Below are 17,341 nucleotides of genomic sequence, written 5' to 3'. Positions count from 1 at the left end.
GCGGGCGCGCGGGGCGCGCTCGCGGGGCTCACGGGTGCGGGGCGCGCGCTCGCGGGCCTTGTTCGCGCGCTGCCGGCGGCGCTTCCGCTCCTTCTTGGAGGGGGCGTGCGCGGCGGGCACGCGATCCGGGTCGACCGCGGGGGCGCCGTCGCCGGTGTCGATGCCGTCGGCGTCGTAGAGGTCGGCGGTCTTGCCCATGAGGGCCTCGATGTCGAAGAACTCCGCCACGTCGTCCTCCGTCACGAACGTGAGCGACCAGCCCTCCTCGCCCGCGCGGCCCGTGCGGCCGATGCGGTGGATGTAGTCGGTCGGCTCCTCCGGGACGTCGAAGTTCACGACGTAGCGCACGTCCGTGATATCGATGCCGCGGGCGAGCACGTCGGTGGCCACGAGCACCTGGACCCGCCCCTCGCGGAAGTCGCGCAGGGCGCGCTCGCGCTGCGCCTGGCTGCGGTCGCCGTGGATGGCGCCGCAGGTGATGCCCGCGCGGGAGAGGCGGCGCGCGCAGGTGTCGGCGCGGCGCTTGGTCCGCACGAACACGATGGCGCGCTCCGGGCCCTCCTTCTTGAGCACCGCGGTGAGCGCGACGTTCTTGGCATCGCGCGAGACCGGCAGGACGTACTGCTCGACCGTGTCGGCCGTCGAGGTCACGGGCGCGATCTCAACGCGCGCCGGGTCGCGCACCAGGTCGGTGATGGCGCCCACGCGGCCCTCGTCGAGGGTGGCGGAGAACAGCAGCGTCTGGCGCTGCTCCCGGCAGCCGGCCACGATCCGGCGCACCTGCGGCAGGAAGCCCATGTCGAGCATGCGGTCGGCCTCGTCGAGCACGAGCACGGAGACCTCGTCGAGGTTGGCCGAGCCCTGCTCCATGAGGTCCACGAGGCGGCCGGGGGTGGCGACCAGGATATCGCAGCCGCGGGCGAGCGCCTGCTTCTGGGGGACGTAGCCCACGCCGCCCACGACGGTCACCGCCACGTGCCCCGTGCGCGCGGCGACGGCGCGGCACACGTCGTCGATCTGCTGGGCGAGCTCGCGGGTGGGGGTGACGATGAGCATCGAGGGGCCGCGCCCGCGCGCGGCGTTGCGACGGCGCCTGCCGCGCTCGCCCTTCTTGGCGGGCGGGACAACATGGGGCAGGCGGTCCATGGTGGGGAGCAGGAACGCGGCGGTCTTGCCGGTGCCGGTCTGGGCGGCGGCGAGCAGGTCGCGGCCCGCGAGCACCTCGGGGATCGCGGCGGCCTGGACCGGGGTGGGGGCCTCGTAGCCCATGTCGGAGACGGCGGCGAGCACGGTCTCGGACAGGCCGAGGTCCGCGAAGGACGTCGAGGGGCGCCCGGCGGCGTCGGCGGCGGCGTCCGTATCGGCAGCGGCCATGGCGGCGTCCTCGAGGCGGGCGTCAGGATTCTTCTGAGTCATGTAGGTGATATCCATTCTGCACGATGCATCGGCGGCGCGCCAAGCGCCGAGGTCATCGCATCACGAGTGCTGTAAGGGGGCGGTTCGCGTATGCAGGCCGCCCGATGCGGCCCGGGGCGCACGCGATGGAGCAGGACCCGCCGACGAAGTAGTATAGGAGCGCCGACCGCGCAACCTGTGAGCGCGCGGTGGACACACCCGATTACCACGATTCCCGCAGCGGGAAATTAGTGCCTGTCACTTTTTTCCCGCAGTGGGAAAAAAGTGACAGGCACCATTTTCCCACCCGCCCCCGCCACGAAGTTCACATGTTTCAACTTTTCCCATACACCCCAGGGGGGTGTGGTGTATGATGGCCTCGGACATCCACCGCCCGGAGAGGGCGACCCGTGAAAGGAGCCGCCATGGCTCATGAGAAGTTCGATGTGGGGGGCATGACCTGCGCCGCGTGCCAGGCGCATGTGGACCGCGCGGTCTGCAGCCTCCCCGGCGTCCAGGAGGTTTCGGTCAACCTGCTCTCGGGCTCGATGATCGTCGACTACGACGAGGGGCAGCTCGGCCCGGATGACATCTGCGCCGCCGTGGACCGCGCCGGGTACTCGGCCTCCCCTGTCTCCGCCGACCCCGGAGAGGCGCCGGGCGCCCCCGCCGCCCGCCTCGAATCGCCCACCAAGAAGCTCGAGGCGACGGCGGAGGCCATGAAGACGCGCCTCGTCGCCTCGATCGCCTTCCTCGTCCCGCTGTTCTACATCGGCATGGGCCATATGCTGGGCTGGCCGCTGCCGAGCGTCTTTACCGACCACATCCATGCCATGACGCTCGCGCTCACCATGTTCTTGCTGCTGCTGCCCATCCTGTACGTAAACCGCGCGTACTTCATCAACGGCTTTAAATCGCTCGCGCACCGCGCCCCCACCATGGACGCGCTCATCGCCATCGGCGCCGCGGCAAGCGTCGCCTGGTCGGTGTACGCCATGTTCGTCATGGCCGATCAGCTCGCCTGCGGCGATGTGCACGGCGCCGCGGCGACCGCCATGGACAACCTCTACCTGGAGAGCGCCGGCACCATCCTGACGCTCGTGACCGTGGGCAAGTACCTGGAGATCCGCTCGAAGTCCAAGACGGGGTCCGCCATCGAGGCGCTCATCGACCTCGCGCCCAAGACCGCCTGCGTCGTCGCCGACGACGGCAGCGAGCAGACGGTGGACGCGGATGCCATCCAGGTCGGCCAAACCGTGCGCGTTCGTCCGGGCGAGGCGGTGCCCGTCGATGGCGTGGTGCTCGAGGGCATCTCGGCCATCGACGAGAGCGCGCTCACCGGCGAGTCCATTCCCCAGGAGAAGAGCCCCGGCGACACCGTGCACGCCGCAACCATCAACCGCACCGGCTCGTTCACCTTCCGCGCGACGCGCGTGGGAGCCGACACGAGCCTCGCCAGGATCATCCAGCTCGTGGAGGACGCAAACGCCACGAAGGCCCCCATCTCGCGTTTGGCCGACAAGGTCGCCGCGGTCTTCGTGCCCGCCGTGCTGCTCATCGCGCTCGTCACGTTCATCGTCTGGATGGCCCTGACCGCCGACGTCAACGAGGCGCTCACCGCCGGCGTCGCCGTCGTGGTCATCAGCTGCCCCTGCGCGCTCGGGCTCGCCACGCCCGTGGCCATCATGGTCGGCACCGGTAAGGGCGCCGAGATGGGCGTTTTGTTCAAGAGCGCCGAGGCCCTCGAGAACCTGCACAAGGTGGACGTGGTCGTGCTCGATAAGACTGGCACGGTCACGCAGGGACGCCCCGCCGTGACCGACATCCTGCCCGCCGTCCGCGCCGACGGTCGCACCCTGAGCGAGAAGCAGCTGCTGAAGCTTGCCGCCGCGCTCGAGCGGTCGAGCGAGCACCCGCTCGCTGAGGCGATCATGGCCGCGGCGGACGAGCGCGGCATCGTCGCGCGCCCCGTGTCGGACTTCGCCGCCGTGCCGGGACGCGGCGTCACCGCGCGCGAGGGGGCGAATCCCATCGCCGCCGGCAACGCGCAGCTTATGGCCGAGCTTGGCATCGACATCGACCGCACGCAGCTCGAGGCGTTCGCGCGCGACGGGAAGACGCCGCTGTTCTTCGCGAAAAACGGCGAGCTCGTCGGCACGATCGCCGTGGCGGACGAGATCAAGCCCACGAGCCCCGCCGCCATCGGGACGCTCGGGCACCTCGGCGTCCACGCGATCATGCTCACCGGAGACAACCGCACGACGGCCGACGCCATCGCGCGGCGCGTGGGGCTTGACGACGTCGTCGCCGACGTGATGCCGGCAGACAAGGAGCGCCATGTGCGCGACCTCCAGGCGGCGGGCCACGTGGTCGCCATGGTGGGAGACGGCATCAACGATTCGCCCGCCCTCGCCCGCGCCGACGTGGGCCTCGCCATCGGCGCGGGCGCCGACGTCGCCAAGAAGGGCGCGGACGTCGTGCTCATGCACAGCGACCTGCTCGACGTCGCGCGCGCCATCGAGCTGTCGCGCGCGGTCATCCGCAACATCAAGCAGGATCTGTTCTGGGCGCTGTTCTACAACAGCTTGGGCATCCCGCTTGCCGCCGGCGTCCTGTATCCCGTGCTCGGCTGGCAGCTCTCGCCCATGTTCGGGGCCGCCGCCATGAGCCTGTCGAGCGTCTGCGTCGTGAGCAACGCCCTGCGCCTGCGCGGGTTTCGCCCCACATCGACCGATATGCAACAATAGGAGCGAACGAAGCTCCCCCAGGAAAGGAGATATACCGTGAACTACACCATCAAGACCGAGGGCCTGCACTGCGGCCACTGCGACGCCGCCGTCGAGAGCGCCCTGCTGAACGTCGCCGGCGTGACCGACGCCGACGCCGACCACGAGGTGAACGTCGTGGAGGTCACGTGCGAAGACAGCGTCACCCCCGAGCAGCTCGCCGCCGCGATCGAGGGCGCGGGCGACAGCTTCAAGGTCGTCGAGATCAAGGTCGCGTAGCAGCCATGATGGCGGACCACGAGCGCGTGACGCGCCTGCTCAAAACCGCCCGCGGGCAGATCGACGGCATCCTGCGCATGGTTGAGGACGATCGCTACTGCATCGACATCTCCACCCAGCTCATGGCGACCGAATCGCTGCTCGCGCGCATCAACGCCGACGTGCTCAAAGCGCATGTCGAGGGGTGCGTACGCTCGGCCATGGAGACAGGAGACGAGGGCGAACAGGACGCCAAGCTCGCCGAGATCGAGATGATCATCGAGAAGCTCGCCAAGTGACGGCGGCGCGCCGTCGGCCGACGTCCGCCCATAGGACGTGCGTCGTCGGCGCAGACGGCACGGAAGCGGCGCGTTTTCCCGAAAACTTATGGCTCTCGCGCCCTTGGCTGTGCGCGGCGCCGAGGAAACGGGTAAAATGCTGCCTGTTCGACTGACTGCTTAGAATCGAGGCTCGTAGCTATGAACGACTTTATGAACGGCCGCCGTGGCGTGGACGAACTCACCACCACCCTGGGAGGCGCGAGCATGGTGCTCGCGCTCATCGGGTCGATCTTCTCCGTCTCCTGGCTCGGCTGGATCGCGCTCGTCGCGGTGATCGTCGCGCTCCTCCGCGCGTTCTCGACTAACGTCGCCGCCCGCGAGCGCGAAAACGACGCGTTTTGCGACCTGCTCGCCAAAACGCCGCTCGCCGGCGTGCGCGGCGCCGGAGCGCGCGATGCTCGCCCTCAGGGCGGCGCGGCACCTGGCACCTCCAGCTTCGACCGCAAGAAGCGCACCGCGCAGACCATGTGGGAGAACCGCAAGACCACGATGTACTTCAAGTGCAAGAACTGCGGTCAGCTCCTGTCCGTGCCCCGCGGCAAGGGCCGTATCCGCGTCACCTGCCCCAAGTGCGGCACGAAGGTGGAGAAGCGCTCGTAGAGCGCCGTCGACAACCGCATCGCATGACCTTGTACGGGCGCCTTCGGGCGCCCGTTTTCCATGCGACCCGTCTCCTGGGCGCGCAGCTGCGGCCGACCCCACACCCACGCCATGGCACCAGCTGTGGCGCGCAAGGCGCGGGGCCTTTGCCCCGCCCTGTTCGCAGCGACCCCGGCGCCCCAGACGGATCCGCGCCGCCCCTCGCGCGGTCCTGGCGCGAGGGGCGGCGCGGATGAAAGCCGTCCTAGACGATCGGCATGGCCTCCCACGAGCCGTCGGCACGGGGCACCTCGATAGCGCGATAGCCCGTGCGCGCGGCATGGTCATAGGCTTCCGCGATCCCGTCGCAGATATCGCCGGGCACATGGCCGTCGGACCCCACCGTGATAGGCACGCCTGCGTGCAAAAACCGCTCAAGCAGGCCCTGCGCGGGATAGTAATCCCCCACGCCCTTGCGCCAGCCGGCAGTCGAGAGCTCGACCCGCTTGCCCGTGTCATGGGCGCAGGCCGCCATCTCGTCCCAAAGCGGGCGCAGATCAATCGTCGGCGCGAAGCCCTCGTTGGCAAAGCGCATCGCCAGATCGGGATGGGCCATGGTGTCGAACAGCTCGCACGAACAGGCGCGGCACCACGCGGCGGTGTAGCGACGCCACACCTCGTCGGACCCGAGCTCGCGCCAGATACCAAGATTGCTCGCATCGTCGATCCACGCGCCGCCATCGATCGGCCCCAGCCAGTGCACGCTGCCCAGGCGCACCTGCGCACCCGCGCTCCAACGGCGGATGTAGTCCTCGCAGCCCTCGTACCAGTCGCATTCGAAACCGTAGATATATTCGAGCTCGGGATGGGAGGCCGCCGCCTCGTCGAAGGCCGCCCGATGCGCGGCGAGCTCGCCCTCGACGACCTGCACCTCGCCTTCGGGATCCATGGCGCACGGGAGCGTGAGATGGTCCGTGGCGACCATCACGGCGCACCCAGCCCGCACGGCGGCGTCAGCATTTTCCATAAACGTGCCGACCCCGTCGGAAAACCGCGTGTGCGAATGGGTATCGACGATGGATCGGGCGGGCAACGGACCAGTCATGAAAACCTCGATTCAAAGCATGCACGTCGCGAGGGACACCGGCCGCAGCGTCCATCGCGACGCGTGAAGTTGCATCGCACCGATTGTACCGTGCGGTGGACTATCGGAGGGCGTTGGTCCAAGCGGTCTTGCCGGACGCATCGGTGCATTCGAGCCGAACGTACGTCTCGCATCCGGACAGCCTGAACTCCGCACGCTCGATCGCGCCGCCGTCGGGCGCGATCACGGTGCGGTTGCCGCCGATGGGGCCGCCCGCCACCATGGTCACGCGCTCGCAGGGGCTGCAATCGACCCACAGCGCGCCCTCGCGGACACCGAACCCCTCGATCGACGGCCCGCTGGATGCATAGTACTCCCCCGCCATCAGGGCGCGCACGACCGCGTCGCGGGTGAGCTCCGCGGCGCATACGACGACCCATCCCCCGAACACATCGTCGAAGGAGGTGACGTGGTGGCTGTCGTCGGATGCGACGCCGCCCACCGCGACGCCGCGCCGCAGCAGCAGGTCCCAATAGACGGTGTCCGCTCCATCGCCGCCTTCGTTCACGGTGTCGTAGTTGAACACCTCGATACCGAAGACGCCGTCGAGACCCAGAATATCCTCGGGTTCGATCCGGCTCCAGATGGGATGGTTGTACATCACGGCGCAGCCGCGGCGCGTCAGCTCGTCGCGCAAGGCGCGGGCAACAGACAGCCCGTCCCAGGCGCCATGGCGCACGATGGGCTCCAGGCGCTCCATGTGCTCGAAGTGCGCCGGCGCGGCGGCGACCATCTCGTCGGTCCCCAGAATGCCGTGCATATGGTGGCAGCGCATGCGAGCGCATCTGCCGTCCGTGCCGTCGGCATACAGATACGCCGACGCCTCGATGCCGGGCAACACGATGAAATCGTCGCGGTCGAACTCGCCCGAGAGGTCGGTGAACACATCGTGCTCGGAAAGGCACAGGAACTGATAGCCGTGCGCTCGGAAATCCGCGACCACTTCGGCGGGCGTCAGGCGCCCATCCGAAACGGTGGAATGGGCATGCAGGTTGCCTTTATAGCGATTGGTGCCCTGGGGCAGGCCGATCTGATCGTCGATCATGGTCGCTCCTCGTCGACAGGCGCCCGCCGGAAGTAAGCGTCCCGACGGGCGCGAAGGGATGGGGTCGCCCGACGGTTACGCCGCCGCGCGCGCATGGGCCGCCTCTGCGGGAATGTGCAGGCAGTCGTGCTTGGGAATCGCGACGAAGACGCGCTCGCCGTCGTCGAACAGGTGGAAGCTGCGAAACAGGGTGTCGACGCGAAACTCCACGCCCGACGCATCGAGCGTGTAGCGCAAGACGTTGCCGCGGGGCACGCTGCGCACCACGGTCGCCTCGGCGACATAGGCCGCGTCGTCGATCGGCGGCTCGGCGGAGATGCCGATCGTCTCAGGGCGGATCGCCACCACGCGCCCATCGTCAGCCATATCGCCCGTGAGCGCGCGGAACTCGTCGGCGCGAAGCAGGTTGTAGCTACCGATGAAACTCGCCGCGAACTCCGACACGGGGTTCGTGTAGACCTGCACCGGGCTGCCCGCCTGCTCGATGCGGCCGGCATGGAACAGCTGGATCACATCGGACATGACCATGGCCTCGTCCTGATCGTGGGTGACGAAGATCGTCGTGAGCCCCAGCTCCTGCTGAATCTCGCGGATACGGCTCTGCAGGGCGCGGCGCAGCTTGGCGTCGATCGCCGAGAGGGGCTCGTCGAGCAGCAGGACGTCGGGCTCGGTCACGATCGAGCGCGCAAGGGCGGCGCGCTGCTGCTGGCCGCCGGACAGATTCGCGGGATAGGAGCGCTCCTTGCCGGTGAGCTCGACCATCGCGATGGCCTCTTGGACCCGCTTCTCGATGACGGCAGGGTCCGCCTTTTGCATCTTGAGGCCGAAGGCGATGTTTTGCTCCACCGTCATGTTGGGAAACAGGCTGTACTGCTGAAAGACCATGCCGATGTTGCGCTTGGACGCCGGCACGCCGGTGATGTCGCGCCCGTTGAGGATGATCTGCCCCTCGCTGACCGCCTCCAGGCCGGACAGGCAGCGCAGCAACGTGGATTTACCGCATCCCGAGGGGCCGAGCAGCGTCACCAGATCGCCCTTCTCGATCCCGAAATCGATGTGGTCGAGGACGGTGTTGTCGCCGAAGCGCTTCACCACGTTTTTGAACTCGATATAAGACATTGCGCTACTCCTTCTCGCTTTTCCGCGCGCCGCTCTGCAGCTTGAGGACCAAAGCGGTCACCGCGCCCACCACCAGGAAGATGATGACGACGATCGCGCTCGAAAGACCGCTCGAGGTATCCATGTTGGCCTGCAGGAACACCTGGATGTTTTGGTAGTTGGTGCCCGCGATGTTGTTGGCGAGCACGAAGTCGCCGAAGATGATGCTTTCGGCAAGCAAGCTCGAGACGAGGATTCCCGAGACGATGTTGGGCAGGACCACCTGCACGTAGGCACGGAAGCGCCCGCATCCGAGCATCTCCGCCGCCTGAATGAGCATCTCCGCGTCGATGGCGTTGAGCGCGTTGCGAATGCCCTGGTAGATATAGGGCAAAACGAGGATAGCGTAGGCGCCGAACAGCATCACCATGCGGTTGGACAGGATGGTCCCCGTGCCCGTGTACAGGGAGATGATGCCGATGGACAGGATCACGCCCTGCAGCGCGTAGGGAATCATGCAGATGAATTGCATGACGTTGCCGAGCCTGCGGTTGATCGCGACGACCGCGTACATCGCAAGCAGCAACAGCACGATCGTGATGATGACGCTCGCAAAGCACAGCACAAGCGTGCGGCCGATGGAGGCCCAGAAGGTCGCATTGCCGAACAGCTCGATATAGTTGCGCAGGGTGAAACCGGAGGGAAGGATGTCGGTCCACTCCACGAATAGCGAGTAGACGAACGTCACGAGAAACGGGATCAGAAGGTACAGCCCCACAGCACCAAGGAAGATCTTGGCACCGAGCGAGGTGCTCTCGTTGCACGTCTTGCGCTTGACATTGGCACTCATACGATCTCACGACCTTTCGCGGCGCGCTTGGTGAAGTGGTTGTTGATGAGCGTGCAGGCGACCATGAGCAGGATGAGCACGACGGCAAGGGCGCTGCCCGTCGCGGCGTCCACTTGGACATCGCCTTTGAACTTCGATGTGATCTGCAGGGGCAGCAGGGCGAAGTTGTTCATGACGAGCGCGAAAGCGGTCGCATAGGCGGCAAGTGCGTTGGAGAACAGCACCGACAGCGTGCCCAGGATGGAGGGCATGAGATTCGGAACGACGATCTTGACCCAATAGTCGATTGAGCTCGCCTTGAGTATGGTCGCCGCCTCGCGCCATTCCTTGCGTATACCGGAAAACGCCGGTAGAAGCAGCAAGGTCGCCAGCGGAATCTGGAAGTAGATATACAGGATCACGAGGCCCTGGCTGCCGTACAGATCGAAGTCGGCCAAAAACGGAATGCCCCAGCTGCGCCCCATGATGGTGAGCACACCGGAATTACCCATGAGCACCATGAAGGCGAAGGCCAGCGGCACGCCGGAGAAATTCGACATCATGTTGAGGATGAGCGTGAAGGCGCCCCGCACGCGCGCGCTCGACTCATAGGCGAAGCGGGCGGCCAGAAACGCCACCGCGATGCCGACGACGGCGGACAGCAGGCTGATCCAGACGCTGTTCCAAATGGACTGCTGGTACAGCGGCGTCGTGAAGATCTTGATGAAGTTCTCGAGACCGGGAGCGCCGGACTCCTTGCCGATCAGGCTATCGATCAGGATCTGCGCCAAGGGTAGGAACTCGTAGGCGATGACCACGAGTGCAAACGGTATGAGCGCGGCGTACCCGAACCACGTGCGGCGCATCGATGTCTTGGCCGGGGAGCCTGCGCTGGAAGATGTCGCCATGTACGACCTCCTTTGCCAACAGGACACCGTGACGCGGGACAGCCGGCGAAGCCGCCCCGCGTCACGGGCAGAAAGTGTTTGTTATGCTCAGCCGATCATCGGGATGATGTTCTCCTGATACCAGGTGATGAGCTCCTCGCACACGCCGGTCCACTTGTCGTTGTCGACATCCACGACGTTGTCGCCGTAGGCGGCGTCATCGAGGTGGAGGGCCTTGACGTCCTCGGGAAGCTCGACGTTGCGGATCGGGGTCGCGAAACCGCGGGCGAGGTTGATCTGGCCCTCGTCGGACAGGATGTACTCGCGGGCCAAGCACGCGGCGGCAGGATGCGGCGCATACTTGTTGATGATGGTGCAGTAGCCCGAGCGCACGCTGGCATCCTGCGGAATCGTCACCGTGAAGGAAGCGTCCGGATTGTTCTCGAGGATCTGGGCACGATAGTTCATGGTGTTGTAATCCCAGTGCAGGGCGACCGCGATCTCGCCGCTCTCAAGGCGCGCGATGGAGGGATCGCCGGTGTCGAGGCGCCCTGCCTCGGCGAGCTGAGTCAGGAAGTCATAGGCGGGCTGCATGTCGTCGATGCCTCCACCCAGAGCATACGCGGCAGCGAGCACGGCGTACTGCGAGGAGGCGCCGGCGACGACATCGCCGATGGTCACCTTGTAGTCGCCATCGAGGATATCCTGGTAGCTCGTGGGCGCCTGTGGGACCTGCTCGTCGTTGGCGATGAAGGACATGGTGCCGTAATAGCCGACCACCCAGTCGCCATCATCATCCTTGGCCCAATCGGGGATCTCATCCCAGTAGCTGGTCTTATACTTGAGGGTGACGCCTTCCTCTTCGGCGGTCGGGCCCCACTGCTGCCCCACGTCGCCGATATCCTTGGTGCCGTCGGCGCCCTCCTGCTTGAACATGGCGATCTCCTCAGCGGAGGACATGTCCTGGTCGGTATGGGCGATACCGTACTCAGCCTCGAGGTCCTCCCAGGTCTCGACCCAGTTGGCCCAGGTGTCGGGCATGCCGACCGAGTTGACCTCGCCCTCCTTCTGGGCCTGCGCGATGATCTCGTCGAGCGACATGCTGTTGTAGTCGACTTCCTCCACGACCTCGCCGCCCTCGCTGCAGCCGGCAAGCCCGATGCTCGCCGTGGCGGCAAGCCCGGCGGCACCCGCCAGCATCGCGAAGAACTGCCTGCGCGACATACCGCGCTCCATCGCCGCGCGAACGACCGTGTCCCTATCCATGGATGATCTCCAATCTCCTCTTCGAATCAATGCGCACGGGGTACCGACACCGATCGGGCGGGCGATCCCGGCGATACATCACGCTCGAGAACCTGCCGTGCGCGGGACCTCGGCCACTATAGCGAGCGAACCGGGCGCGCATGCCGCGCGCGAGGCATCCCTTGCACGCGCATAACCAAAGGTGCGTAAACGCTTACTTCCATGCCCCGGCCTTGACGCGCGCGATATGGAATCCTTACGGGCGACCTCGAATCGAGCCGAAGGATCGGCATGAAAATGCGGCCCTTGCACCGCGGGGATGCAAGGGCCGCATTTCACACCGACCTTCATGTCCTGCCGATACGTTACCGGTCGTCTCCTAAGATCCGAACGAGACGGGTGAATACGTTCACGATATCCAAAAACAGGTTGCACGCCATGAACACCGCGTTGGGGACGGTGGGGGCGACGGAGGTCGCCGCGTGCATGTCATAGCCGATGAAACCGCAGAACACCACCACGACCGCTATGTCCAGCCACGTCTGGTCCATACCCATGAACATCGTGACCATCTGCACGACGAGGAGCGCGAGCAGGCTTACGCTCAAAACGCCCACGATGCGTTGGAAGACCCGTGGAAACGCGACTCCCAACGCTCCGAACACGACGGTGATGACCGCTGTCGCGAAGAGGGCGGAGTTGATGACCTCCATGTCATACACCAAGGCCAACAGGGAAAGGGTGGCGCCAAACGCGCCGACGAAGAGCGCGAAGCCGATCAGGGAGCGCACAACGGCCTGGCGCTTGACCGCGACGTTCATGAGTATGATGCCCGCGATGATGCCGACAAACGAGCAGATCATGTACGGATGGACGTAGACGGTTATCCACGTTTCGAACCCCGGCATCTTCACGAGGTAAAAGCCCAGACTCATCACGGACAGTCCCGCGAAGATAAGCCCGGAGAAGATGAGGTTGTAGGCACGCGGCCCGATAAGCCGCCCCGCGCTCTGCCCGACACGGACAGAAGCGATATCGCCATTGATCTCGTTCATATCGGACCTTTCCCTTCGATGCCGTCTGCGCGGCCCTCGCCGTCGCCGAACACGGCGGCCTCCACGTCTCCAAGGCCGCACGAGCACGCAAGGTCGGCGTTTTTAACGCGAGCGGGCCCCACGCAATCCCGCGCGAGACCCGCTCGACTAAGCGCATCCGATCGACTGCGCCAGGTTACTCCTCGACGAGCTCAAACTGATCGGGACCGACGCCGCAGACGGGGCAGACGTAATCCTCGGGCAGCTCGGGCGTATCGACCTCGACCTCGTAGCCGCACACGACGCACACGAACTTATACTTCTTCTCGTCAGCCATGGTAGGAATCCTTTCGTTGGCGATGAACCTATGGCTAGTATATCCGCCCGCGGGCGATTCAGACCGACAATTCCGCCGGCACCCGCTCTCCGCAAATAGGACACAATCTCAGTATCAATTCCGGCGGGGACGTGCGGACGGGCCGGGGGCGGCGTCGGCGGCACCCCGGACGACGACGCGGGACGGCGGGGCGGGGCGCAGGGATCGCGGCGGCACCGGGGGCGGGGCGGGGTTGGACGGCGCGACCTCCTACCCCTGGTAGCTCGACGCCTTGGGCGGCGTCTTGCCCTTCAGCACCGCGTGGTAGTACGCATAGGTGAGCGGCTCGGCGTCCGAGAGCTTCCGCGCGTCGACCACGTCGCCGATGAACAGCAGATGCGTGCCCGCGTCCACGGTGTCGACGACCCGGCAGGCGTACAGCGCGCAGGCGTGCTCGGGCGAATAGGGGCTGCCGACCTCGGAGGTCTCGCAGCCGTACTTCTCGAACTTATCGTAGCCGGCGCTCGAGCGGAACCCGAAGTTGCCGATGTAGGGCATGTCGGCGGTCATGTCGAGCGCGGTGACGGTGAAGGCGCCCGCCTTCGCGATCACGCCGGTGGTGACGTTGTCCTTGTGCACCGCGACCATCATGCGCGGCGGCTCGGCCGTCACCTGGGTGGCGGTGTTGATGATGCAGCCGGCCTTCTGCCCGTCGGCCTCGGCGGAGACGACGTACAGGCCGTAGGTCATCTTGAACAGGGCGGTCAGATCCATGGGATGCTCCCCTCTTACATGAGGCGCCGGAGCGGCGCCTCGTCCAACCATCGAGGGTAGCATAAGGAGCCGTCCCCGGCGCGGGCGCTCGGCTGACGGCAGGCGCCGGCGCGGGCCTAGCGGCTGCGCTCCTTGAGCGCGCGGTCGATCTCGCGCTGCATGTCGCGCCGCGCCATGTCCTCGCGCTTGTCGTACAGCTTCTTGCCGCGACCGAGCCCGAGCGAGAGCTTGACGCGGCCGTTGTCGTCGAAGTACAGCTCCAGCGGGACCAGGGCGTAGCCGCGGTTGCGGAGCTTGCCGTCCAGGTAGTCGATCTGCCTGCGGTGAAGCAGCAGCTTGCGGCGCCGGTCGGGGTCGCGGTTGAAGATCGACCCGTGGCTGTAGGGATGGATGTGCACGCCCACGAGCCAGCACTCGCCGCCGCGGATGAGCGCGAAGGTGTCGGTGATCTGGCAGGCGCGCTCCCGCAGGCTCTTCACCTCGGTCCCCGAGAGCACGATGCCGCACTCGAAGGTCTCCTCGATGAAGTACTCATGGCGGGCGGAGCGGTTCTTGGCGATGGTCTTGCGCTCCCTGCGGCTAGGCATCGGCGCCCTCCTCCCCCTCGGCGGGCGCGCCGGCGCCCTGCTCGCGGGCGAGCTCGGCGTCGGACTCGCGGATCAGCTGCACGAGCGCCCGGCAGGCGTCCTCGCCCACCAGCCCGCGCGCGCGGACGGTGAGGCGCGCCGCCTCGTCGCGGTCCCCCGCCTGCGCGGCGTCCGACGCGCACATGAGCAGGCAGATGGCCACGTCGGCGGACGGGGACGCATCGACGCCCTGGGCGGCGAGCTCGGCGGCGGCCTCCTCGTCGGACGCCTCGGCCGCCTCGGGGCGCTCCGCGGACATGCGCTCGGCGAGCGCCGTCACGCGCGGGTCGCCGGCGGCGAGGCGGCGCGCGGTCCGCAGGCAGCCGGAGGCCGTGAGGGCGTTGTGCGCATCGAGGAAGAACTCCCCGAGGTTGGCGTAGGCGCGGGCGGCGGAGCGCGCGTCGGAGGCGCGCTCGATCACCGAATGGCTGAGCGCCGCCCACTCCCGGACATCGTCCAGAGCCCGGTAGAGCTCGGCGAGGTCGAGGCGGTAGGCGCAGTTCATGGGGTTCCAGCGCACGGCCTGCGCCAGCGCGTTGCGCGCGCTGACGTAGTCCTGCTGGACGATGTAGGCGAAGGCGAGCGCCGCGTAGAGGCGGTCGAAGGGGGCGCCCACCTGCACGAGCCGGCGCGGGTCGCGCTCAACGCGGCGGTACGCCAGGCGCTCGAAGGCGTCAGCGAAGCTGAAGTACTGCACGTCGTCGGCGGTCCTGCACTCGGCGTCGATGTACTCCTCGGCGAGCTCGACGAGCCGCTCCAGAAGCGGGGCGGCTCCGTCGTAGTCGCCGGCGGCCAGATAGCCCTCGGCTTGGGCGATATCGCGTTCGGTAACGGGTAGATCCACGGTTCCTCCCGGGTCTCGAGATGTCGTATCAGTGTAGCGCACGGCTCGCGTGCACGAGCGCGAGATCGAGGTGCCCGCGCACGGCGTCGGCGCGGACGACCTCGACCACGACGCGGGTCCCCAGCGCGATGAGGCGGCCCGAGGACGCCCCGGTCAGCTGGAGCCGCTCCTCGTCGAGCTCCCACCACTCGTCCCCGCCGAGGTCGGACAGGCGGACGAGCCCCTCGGCGGAGGTGTCGTCCAGCCGCACGAAGGCGCCCATCCGGTCGATCCACGAGACCGAGCCGGAGAAGCGCTCCCCCACCCGCCCGGCGTAGTAGCGGGCGACCATCACCTTCTGGGATGCGTGGGCGGCGGCGTCCGCCGTGCGCTCCTTCGCGCTCGCGTCGCGGCAGAGCTGCGGGAGGATGCGCGCGAGCGCCTGGTCGCCGACGCCCGTGAGCGCGCGGGCCCGCTCCCGCGCCCGGGGGGCGCCCAGGCGCTCGGAGGCGAGCCGCGCCTTGAGCTCGCGGTGGACGAGCAGGTCGGGGTAGCGCCTGATGGGGCTCGTGAAATGGCAGTACGCCGTCGCGCCGAGGGCGTAGTGCCCGAGGTTGCGGGGGCGGTAGACGGCGCGCTGCATGGCGCGCAGCAGCAGGGCGTTCACCAGCGGGGCGAACCGCGTCCCGTGCGCCCGCTCCACGGCCTCCTCGATCGCCGCGGGATCGCCCTCGCGGATGCGCGCGGACAGGGCGCGGTCGACGGCGCCGATCTCGACGAGGGTCGCCGTCGCGTCCGCCAGCTCGTCGGCGGACGGGCGCTCGTGCACGCGGTAGGCGGCGTCGAGCCCGCGGTCGGCGAGCCAGCGCGCCACGCACTCGTTCGCCACGAGCATCGCCTCCTCCACGAGGGAGGTCGCGCGGGTCCGCTCGCGCGCGACGATCCGCTCCGGCTCGCCGTCGGCGTCGAGCAGGGCATGGACCTCGACGGTCTCGAAGTCGATGGCGCCGCGGGCGCGCCGGACGCGACGGCGCGCGGAGGCGAGGGCGTCCGCCTCGCGCAGGAACGCCCCCAGGTCCTCCCCGGCGGCGCGGGCCGTGCGGACGGCCGCCTCCCCGCGCGCCAGGGCGCCGTCCCCGGCATCCCCGGGCGCCGCGGCCTCGCGCCCGCCCCGGCCCCCGTCGGTGTCGTCGAGCGCCAGCAGGGCGTCGACCGCGTCGTAGTCCAGGCGCACGCGCGAGCGGATCGCGCTCGGATACACGGAGAAGCCCCGGACCCGCCCGCGGCGGTCGAGCTCCGCATCGACCGTGACGGCGAGGCGGTCGACCCCGGGGCGCAGCGAGCACAGGTCGCACGAGAGCTCCTCGGGCAGCATCGGCAGCACGCGGTCGGCGAGGTAGACCGAGGTCGTGCGGCGCCGGGCCTCGAGGTCGATATGGCCGTCCCAAGCGACGTAATGGGAGACGTCGGCGATATGCACGCCCAGGCGCCACCCGCCCGCCGCCGTGCGCTCGACCGATATCGCATCGTCGAAGTCGCGCGCGTCGACGGGGTCGACGGTGAGCAGGAACCGGTCGCGGATATCGCGGCGCAGCGGGTCGGCGAGCGCGCCGTCGACGTCGAGGCGGCAGGCGCGCGCCTCGTCGACCGTCGCCCGGGGGTAGCCGTCCTCGAGGTCGTAGCGGGCCATGACGCAGGCGATGCCGAGGTCCGGCGCGTCCGCGCCGCCGAGGCGGCGCTCGATGGTCGCGACCCCCGACTCGTAGCGCGACGGGTAGCTCACGATGCGCGCCGACACCACGTCGCCCGGCGCGACCCCGTTGTCGGCGGCGGAGGTGTCGCGCGGCAGGATGAAGAAGTCCTGGCCGCCGCGACGGTCGAGCGGGCGCACCACGCCCAGGGGGCCCGCCACGTCGTAGGCGCCCACGAGCGAGACGCTGCGCCGGTCGAGGACGCCCTCGACCACCGCGCGCATCTGCCCGCCCGGCCCGCGGTGCAGGCTCACCGTGACCGTGTCGCCGGCCATGGCCTCGCGGACGCCCCGCTGGGTGAGGCGGAACTCGCCCTCGGCGGTGCGGACGAAGGCCCCGGCGTCCGTGAGCCGCACGGTGCCGGTGAGCCGCGGCCCGCGCTGCCCGGCCTGCCCGCGGCGGCGTGCGCCGCCCCTCTGCTTGCGCCCCATGGCGCCTCCCTTCCCGAACCGTCCGCCCCGCGCCCGTCG

At 68.1% G+C, this 17,341-nt stretch carries 17 protein-coding genes; 4 read left to right on the top strand and 13 right to left on the bottom strand.

The annotated features are described in order from the left end of the window. The coding region (locus PHA29_RS08930) for a DEAD/DEAH box helicase (protein WP_270849244.1) at window positions 1–1,416 on the bottom strand (1,416 nt) is incomplete at its 3' end. A 404-nt stretch (window positions 1,417–1,820) separates the two neighbouring features. On the opposite strand from PHA29_RS08930, the gene PHA29_RS08925 reads away from it, so the two are divergent. The 4 genes from PHA29_RS08925 (at window position 1,821) to PHA29_RS08910 (ending at window position 5,320) form a co-directional block, all read left to right on the top strand. Continuing rightward, the gene (locus tag PHA29_RS08925) at window positions 1,821–4,142 is read left to right on the top strand and encodes a heavy metal translocating P-type ATPase (protein ID WP_270849243.1); all 2,322 of its coding nucleotides are present in this window, start codon (window positions 1,821–1,823) and stop codon (window positions 4,140–4,142) included. A gap of 36 nt (window positions 4,143–4,178) precedes the next feature. Next, complete coding sequence (locus PHA29_RS08920; RefSeq protein WP_270405420.1) at window positions 4,179–4,400, top strand: heavy-metal-associated domain-containing protein; 222 nt, start codon at window positions 4,179–4,181, stop codon at window positions 4,398–4,400. Window positions 4,401–4,405: 5 nt separating this feature from the next. After that, on the top strand, window positions 4,406–4,678 hold the full coding sequence (locus PHA29_RS08915; RefSeq protein ID WP_270405421.1) for a metal-sensing transcriptional repressor: 273 nt from the start codon (window positions 4,406–4,408) through the stop codon (window positions 4,676–4,678). Window positions 4,679–4,858: 180 nt separating this feature from the next. Beyond that, window positions 4,859–5,320 (top strand): zinc ribbon domain-containing protein, encoded by a 462-nt coding sequence (locus tag PHA29_RS08910; protein ID WP_270405422.1) that lies wholly within the window; start codon window positions 4,859–4,861, stop codon window positions 5,318–5,320. A 244-nt stretch (window positions 5,321–5,564) separates the two neighbouring features. Here the strand turns inward: PHA29_RS08910 and PHA29_RS08905 are convergent, their stop codons facing one another. The 12 genes from PHA29_RS08905 to PHA29_RS08850 all read right to left on the bottom strand — a co-directional run bounded on the left by PHA29_RS08905 (window position 5,565) and on the right by PHA29_RS08850 (window position 17,302). Next, entirely contained in the window at window positions 5,565–6,404 is an 840-nt protein-coding gene (locus tag PHA29_RS08905; RefSeq protein WP_270405423.1) for a PHP domain-containing protein, read from the bottom strand. Window positions 6,405–6,504: 100 nt separating this feature from the next. Beyond that, the gene (locus PHA29_RS08900) at window positions 6,505–7,488 is read right to left on the bottom strand and encodes a CehA/McbA family metallohydrolase domain-containing protein (protein WP_270405424.1); all 984 of its coding nucleotides are present in this window, start codon (window positions 7,486–7,488) and stop codon (window positions 6,505–6,507) included. A 75-nt stretch (window positions 7,489–7,563) separates the two neighbouring features. After that, on the bottom strand, window positions 7,564–8,607 hold the full coding sequence (locus PHA29_RS08895; protein ID WP_270405425.1) for an ABC transporter ATP-binding protein: 1,044 nt from the start codon (window positions 8,605–8,607) through the stop codon (window positions 7,564–7,566). A gap of 4 nt (window positions 8,608–8,611) precedes the next feature. Beyond that, entirely contained in the window at window positions 8,612–9,436 is an 825-nt protein-coding gene (locus PHA29_RS08890) for an ABC transporter permease (RefSeq protein WP_270405426.1), read from the bottom strand. Beyond that, complete coding sequence (locus PHA29_RS08885) at window positions 9,433–10,323, bottom strand: ABC transporter permease (RefSeq protein WP_270405427.1); 891 nt, start codon at window positions 10,321–10,323, stop codon at window positions 9,433–9,435. The genes PHA29_RS08890 and PHA29_RS08885 overlap by 4 nt, the downstream gene beginning before the upstream one ends. An 87-nt stretch (window positions 10,324–10,410) precedes the next feature. Next, complete coding sequence (locus tag PHA29_RS08880; protein WP_270405428.1) at window positions 10,411–11,568, bottom strand: ABC transporter substrate-binding protein; 1,158 nt, start codon at window positions 11,566–11,568, stop codon at window positions 10,411–10,413. Between the two features lie 344 nt (window positions 11,569–11,912). Further along, the gene (locus PHA29_RS08875) at window positions 11,913–12,602 is read right to left on the bottom strand and encodes a Bax inhibitor-1 family protein (protein ID WP_270405429.1); all 690 of its coding nucleotides are present in this window, start codon (window positions 12,600–12,602) and stop codon (window positions 11,913–11,915) included. 175 nt (window positions 12,603–12,777) lie between these two features. Further along, the gene (locus PHA29_RS08870; RefSeq protein ID WP_066834651.1) at window positions 12,778–12,918 is read right to left on the bottom strand and encodes a rubredoxin-like domain-containing protein; all 141 of its coding nucleotides are present in this window, start codon (window positions 12,916–12,918) and stop codon (window positions 12,778–12,780) included. Between the two features lie 249 nt (window positions 12,919–13,167). Further along, window positions 13,168–13,671: a flavin reductase family protein gene (locus tag PHA29_RS08865; RefSeq protein WP_270405430.1), complete on the bottom strand. Its 504-nt coding sequence runs from the start codon at window positions 13,669–13,671 to the stop codon at window positions 13,168–13,170. 116 nt (window positions 13,672–13,787) lie between these two features. Further along, complete coding sequence (gene smpB, locus PHA29_RS08860; protein WP_270405431.1) at window positions 13,788–14,258, bottom strand: SsrA-binding protein SmpB; 471 nt, start codon at window positions 14,256–14,258, stop codon at window positions 13,788–13,790. Further along, window positions 14,251–15,141, bottom strand: coding sequence for a tetratricopeptide repeat protein (locus tag PHA29_RS08855; protein WP_270849240.1), 891 nt, complete (start codon window positions 15,139–15,141; stop codon window positions 14,251–14,253). The genes smpB and PHA29_RS08855 overlap by 8 nt, the downstream gene beginning before the upstream one ends. A gap of 28 nt (window positions 15,142–15,169) precedes the next feature. After that, on the bottom strand, window positions 15,170–17,302 hold the full coding sequence (locus PHA29_RS08850) for a ribonuclease R family protein (RefSeq protein ID WP_270849239.1): 2,133 nt from the start codon (window positions 17,300–17,302) through the stop codon (window positions 15,170–15,172). Window positions 17,303–17,341 lie beyond the last annotated feature (39 nt).

Origin of the sequence: Candidatus Collinsella stercoripullorum (assembly GCF_027669965.1) — a bacterium.
Classification (GTDB): domain Bacteria; phylum Actinomycetota; class Coriobacteriia; order Coriobacteriales; family Coriobacteriaceae; genus Collinsella; species Collinsella stercoripullorum.
This window is presented reverse-complemented; position numbering and strand designations above follow the sequence as displayed.

Coding starts and splice junctions, on each gene's coding strand:
- PHA29_RS08885 (WP_270405427.1), bottom strand. CDS start 10,323: ATGGCGACATCTTCCAGCGCAGGCTCCCCGGCCAAGACATCGATGCGC.
- PHA29_RS08895 (WP_270405425.1), bottom strand. CDS start 8,607: ATGTCTTATATCGAGTTCAAAAACGTGGTGAAGCGCTTCGGCGACAAC.
- PHA29_RS08900 (WP_270405424.1), bottom strand. CDS start 7,488: ATGATCGACGATCAGATCGGCCTGCCCCAGGGCACCAATCGCTATAAA.
- PHA29_RS08870 (WP_066834651.1), bottom strand. CDS start 12,918: ATGGCTGACGAGAAGAAGTATAAGTTCGTGTGCGTCGTGTGCGGCTAC.
- PHA29_RS08850 (WP_270849239.1), bottom strand. CDS start 17,302: ATGGGGCGCAAGCAGAGGGGCGGCGCACGCCGCCGCGGGCAGGCCGGG.
- PHA29_RS08875 (WP_270405429.1), bottom strand. CDS start 12,602: ATGAACGAGATCAATGGCGATATCGCTTCTGTCCGTGTCGGGCAGAGC.
- PHA29_RS08915 (WP_270405421.1), top strand. CDS start 4,406: ATGATGGCGGACCACGAGCGCGTGACGCGCCTGCTCAAAACCGCCCGC.
- PHA29_RS08910 (WP_270405422.1), top strand. CDS start 4,859: ATGAACGACTTTATGAACGGCCGCCGTGGCGTGGACGAACTCACCACC.
- smpB (WP_270405431.1), bottom strand. CDS start 14,258: ATGCCTAGCCGCAGGGAGCGCAAGACCATCGCCAAGAACCGCTCCGCC.
- PHA29_RS08905 (WP_270405423.1), bottom strand. CDS start 6,404: ATGACTGGTCCGTTGCCCGCCCGATCCATCGTCGATACCCATTCGCAC.
- PHA29_RS08880 (WP_270405428.1), bottom strand. CDS start 11,568: ATGGATAGGGACACGGTCGTTCGCGCGGCGATGGAGCGCGGTATGTCG.
- PHA29_RS08865 (WP_270405430.1), bottom strand. CDS start 13,671: ATGGATCTGACCGCCCTGTTCAAGATGACCTACGGCCTGTACGTCGTC.
- PHA29_RS08890 (WP_270405426.1), bottom strand. CDS start 9,436: ATGAGTGCCAATGTCAAGCGCAAGACGTGCAACGAGAGCACCTCGCTC.
- PHA29_RS08925 (WP_270849243.1), top strand. CDS start 1,821: ATGGCTCATGAGAAGTTCGATGTGGGGGGCATGACCTGCGCCGCGTGC.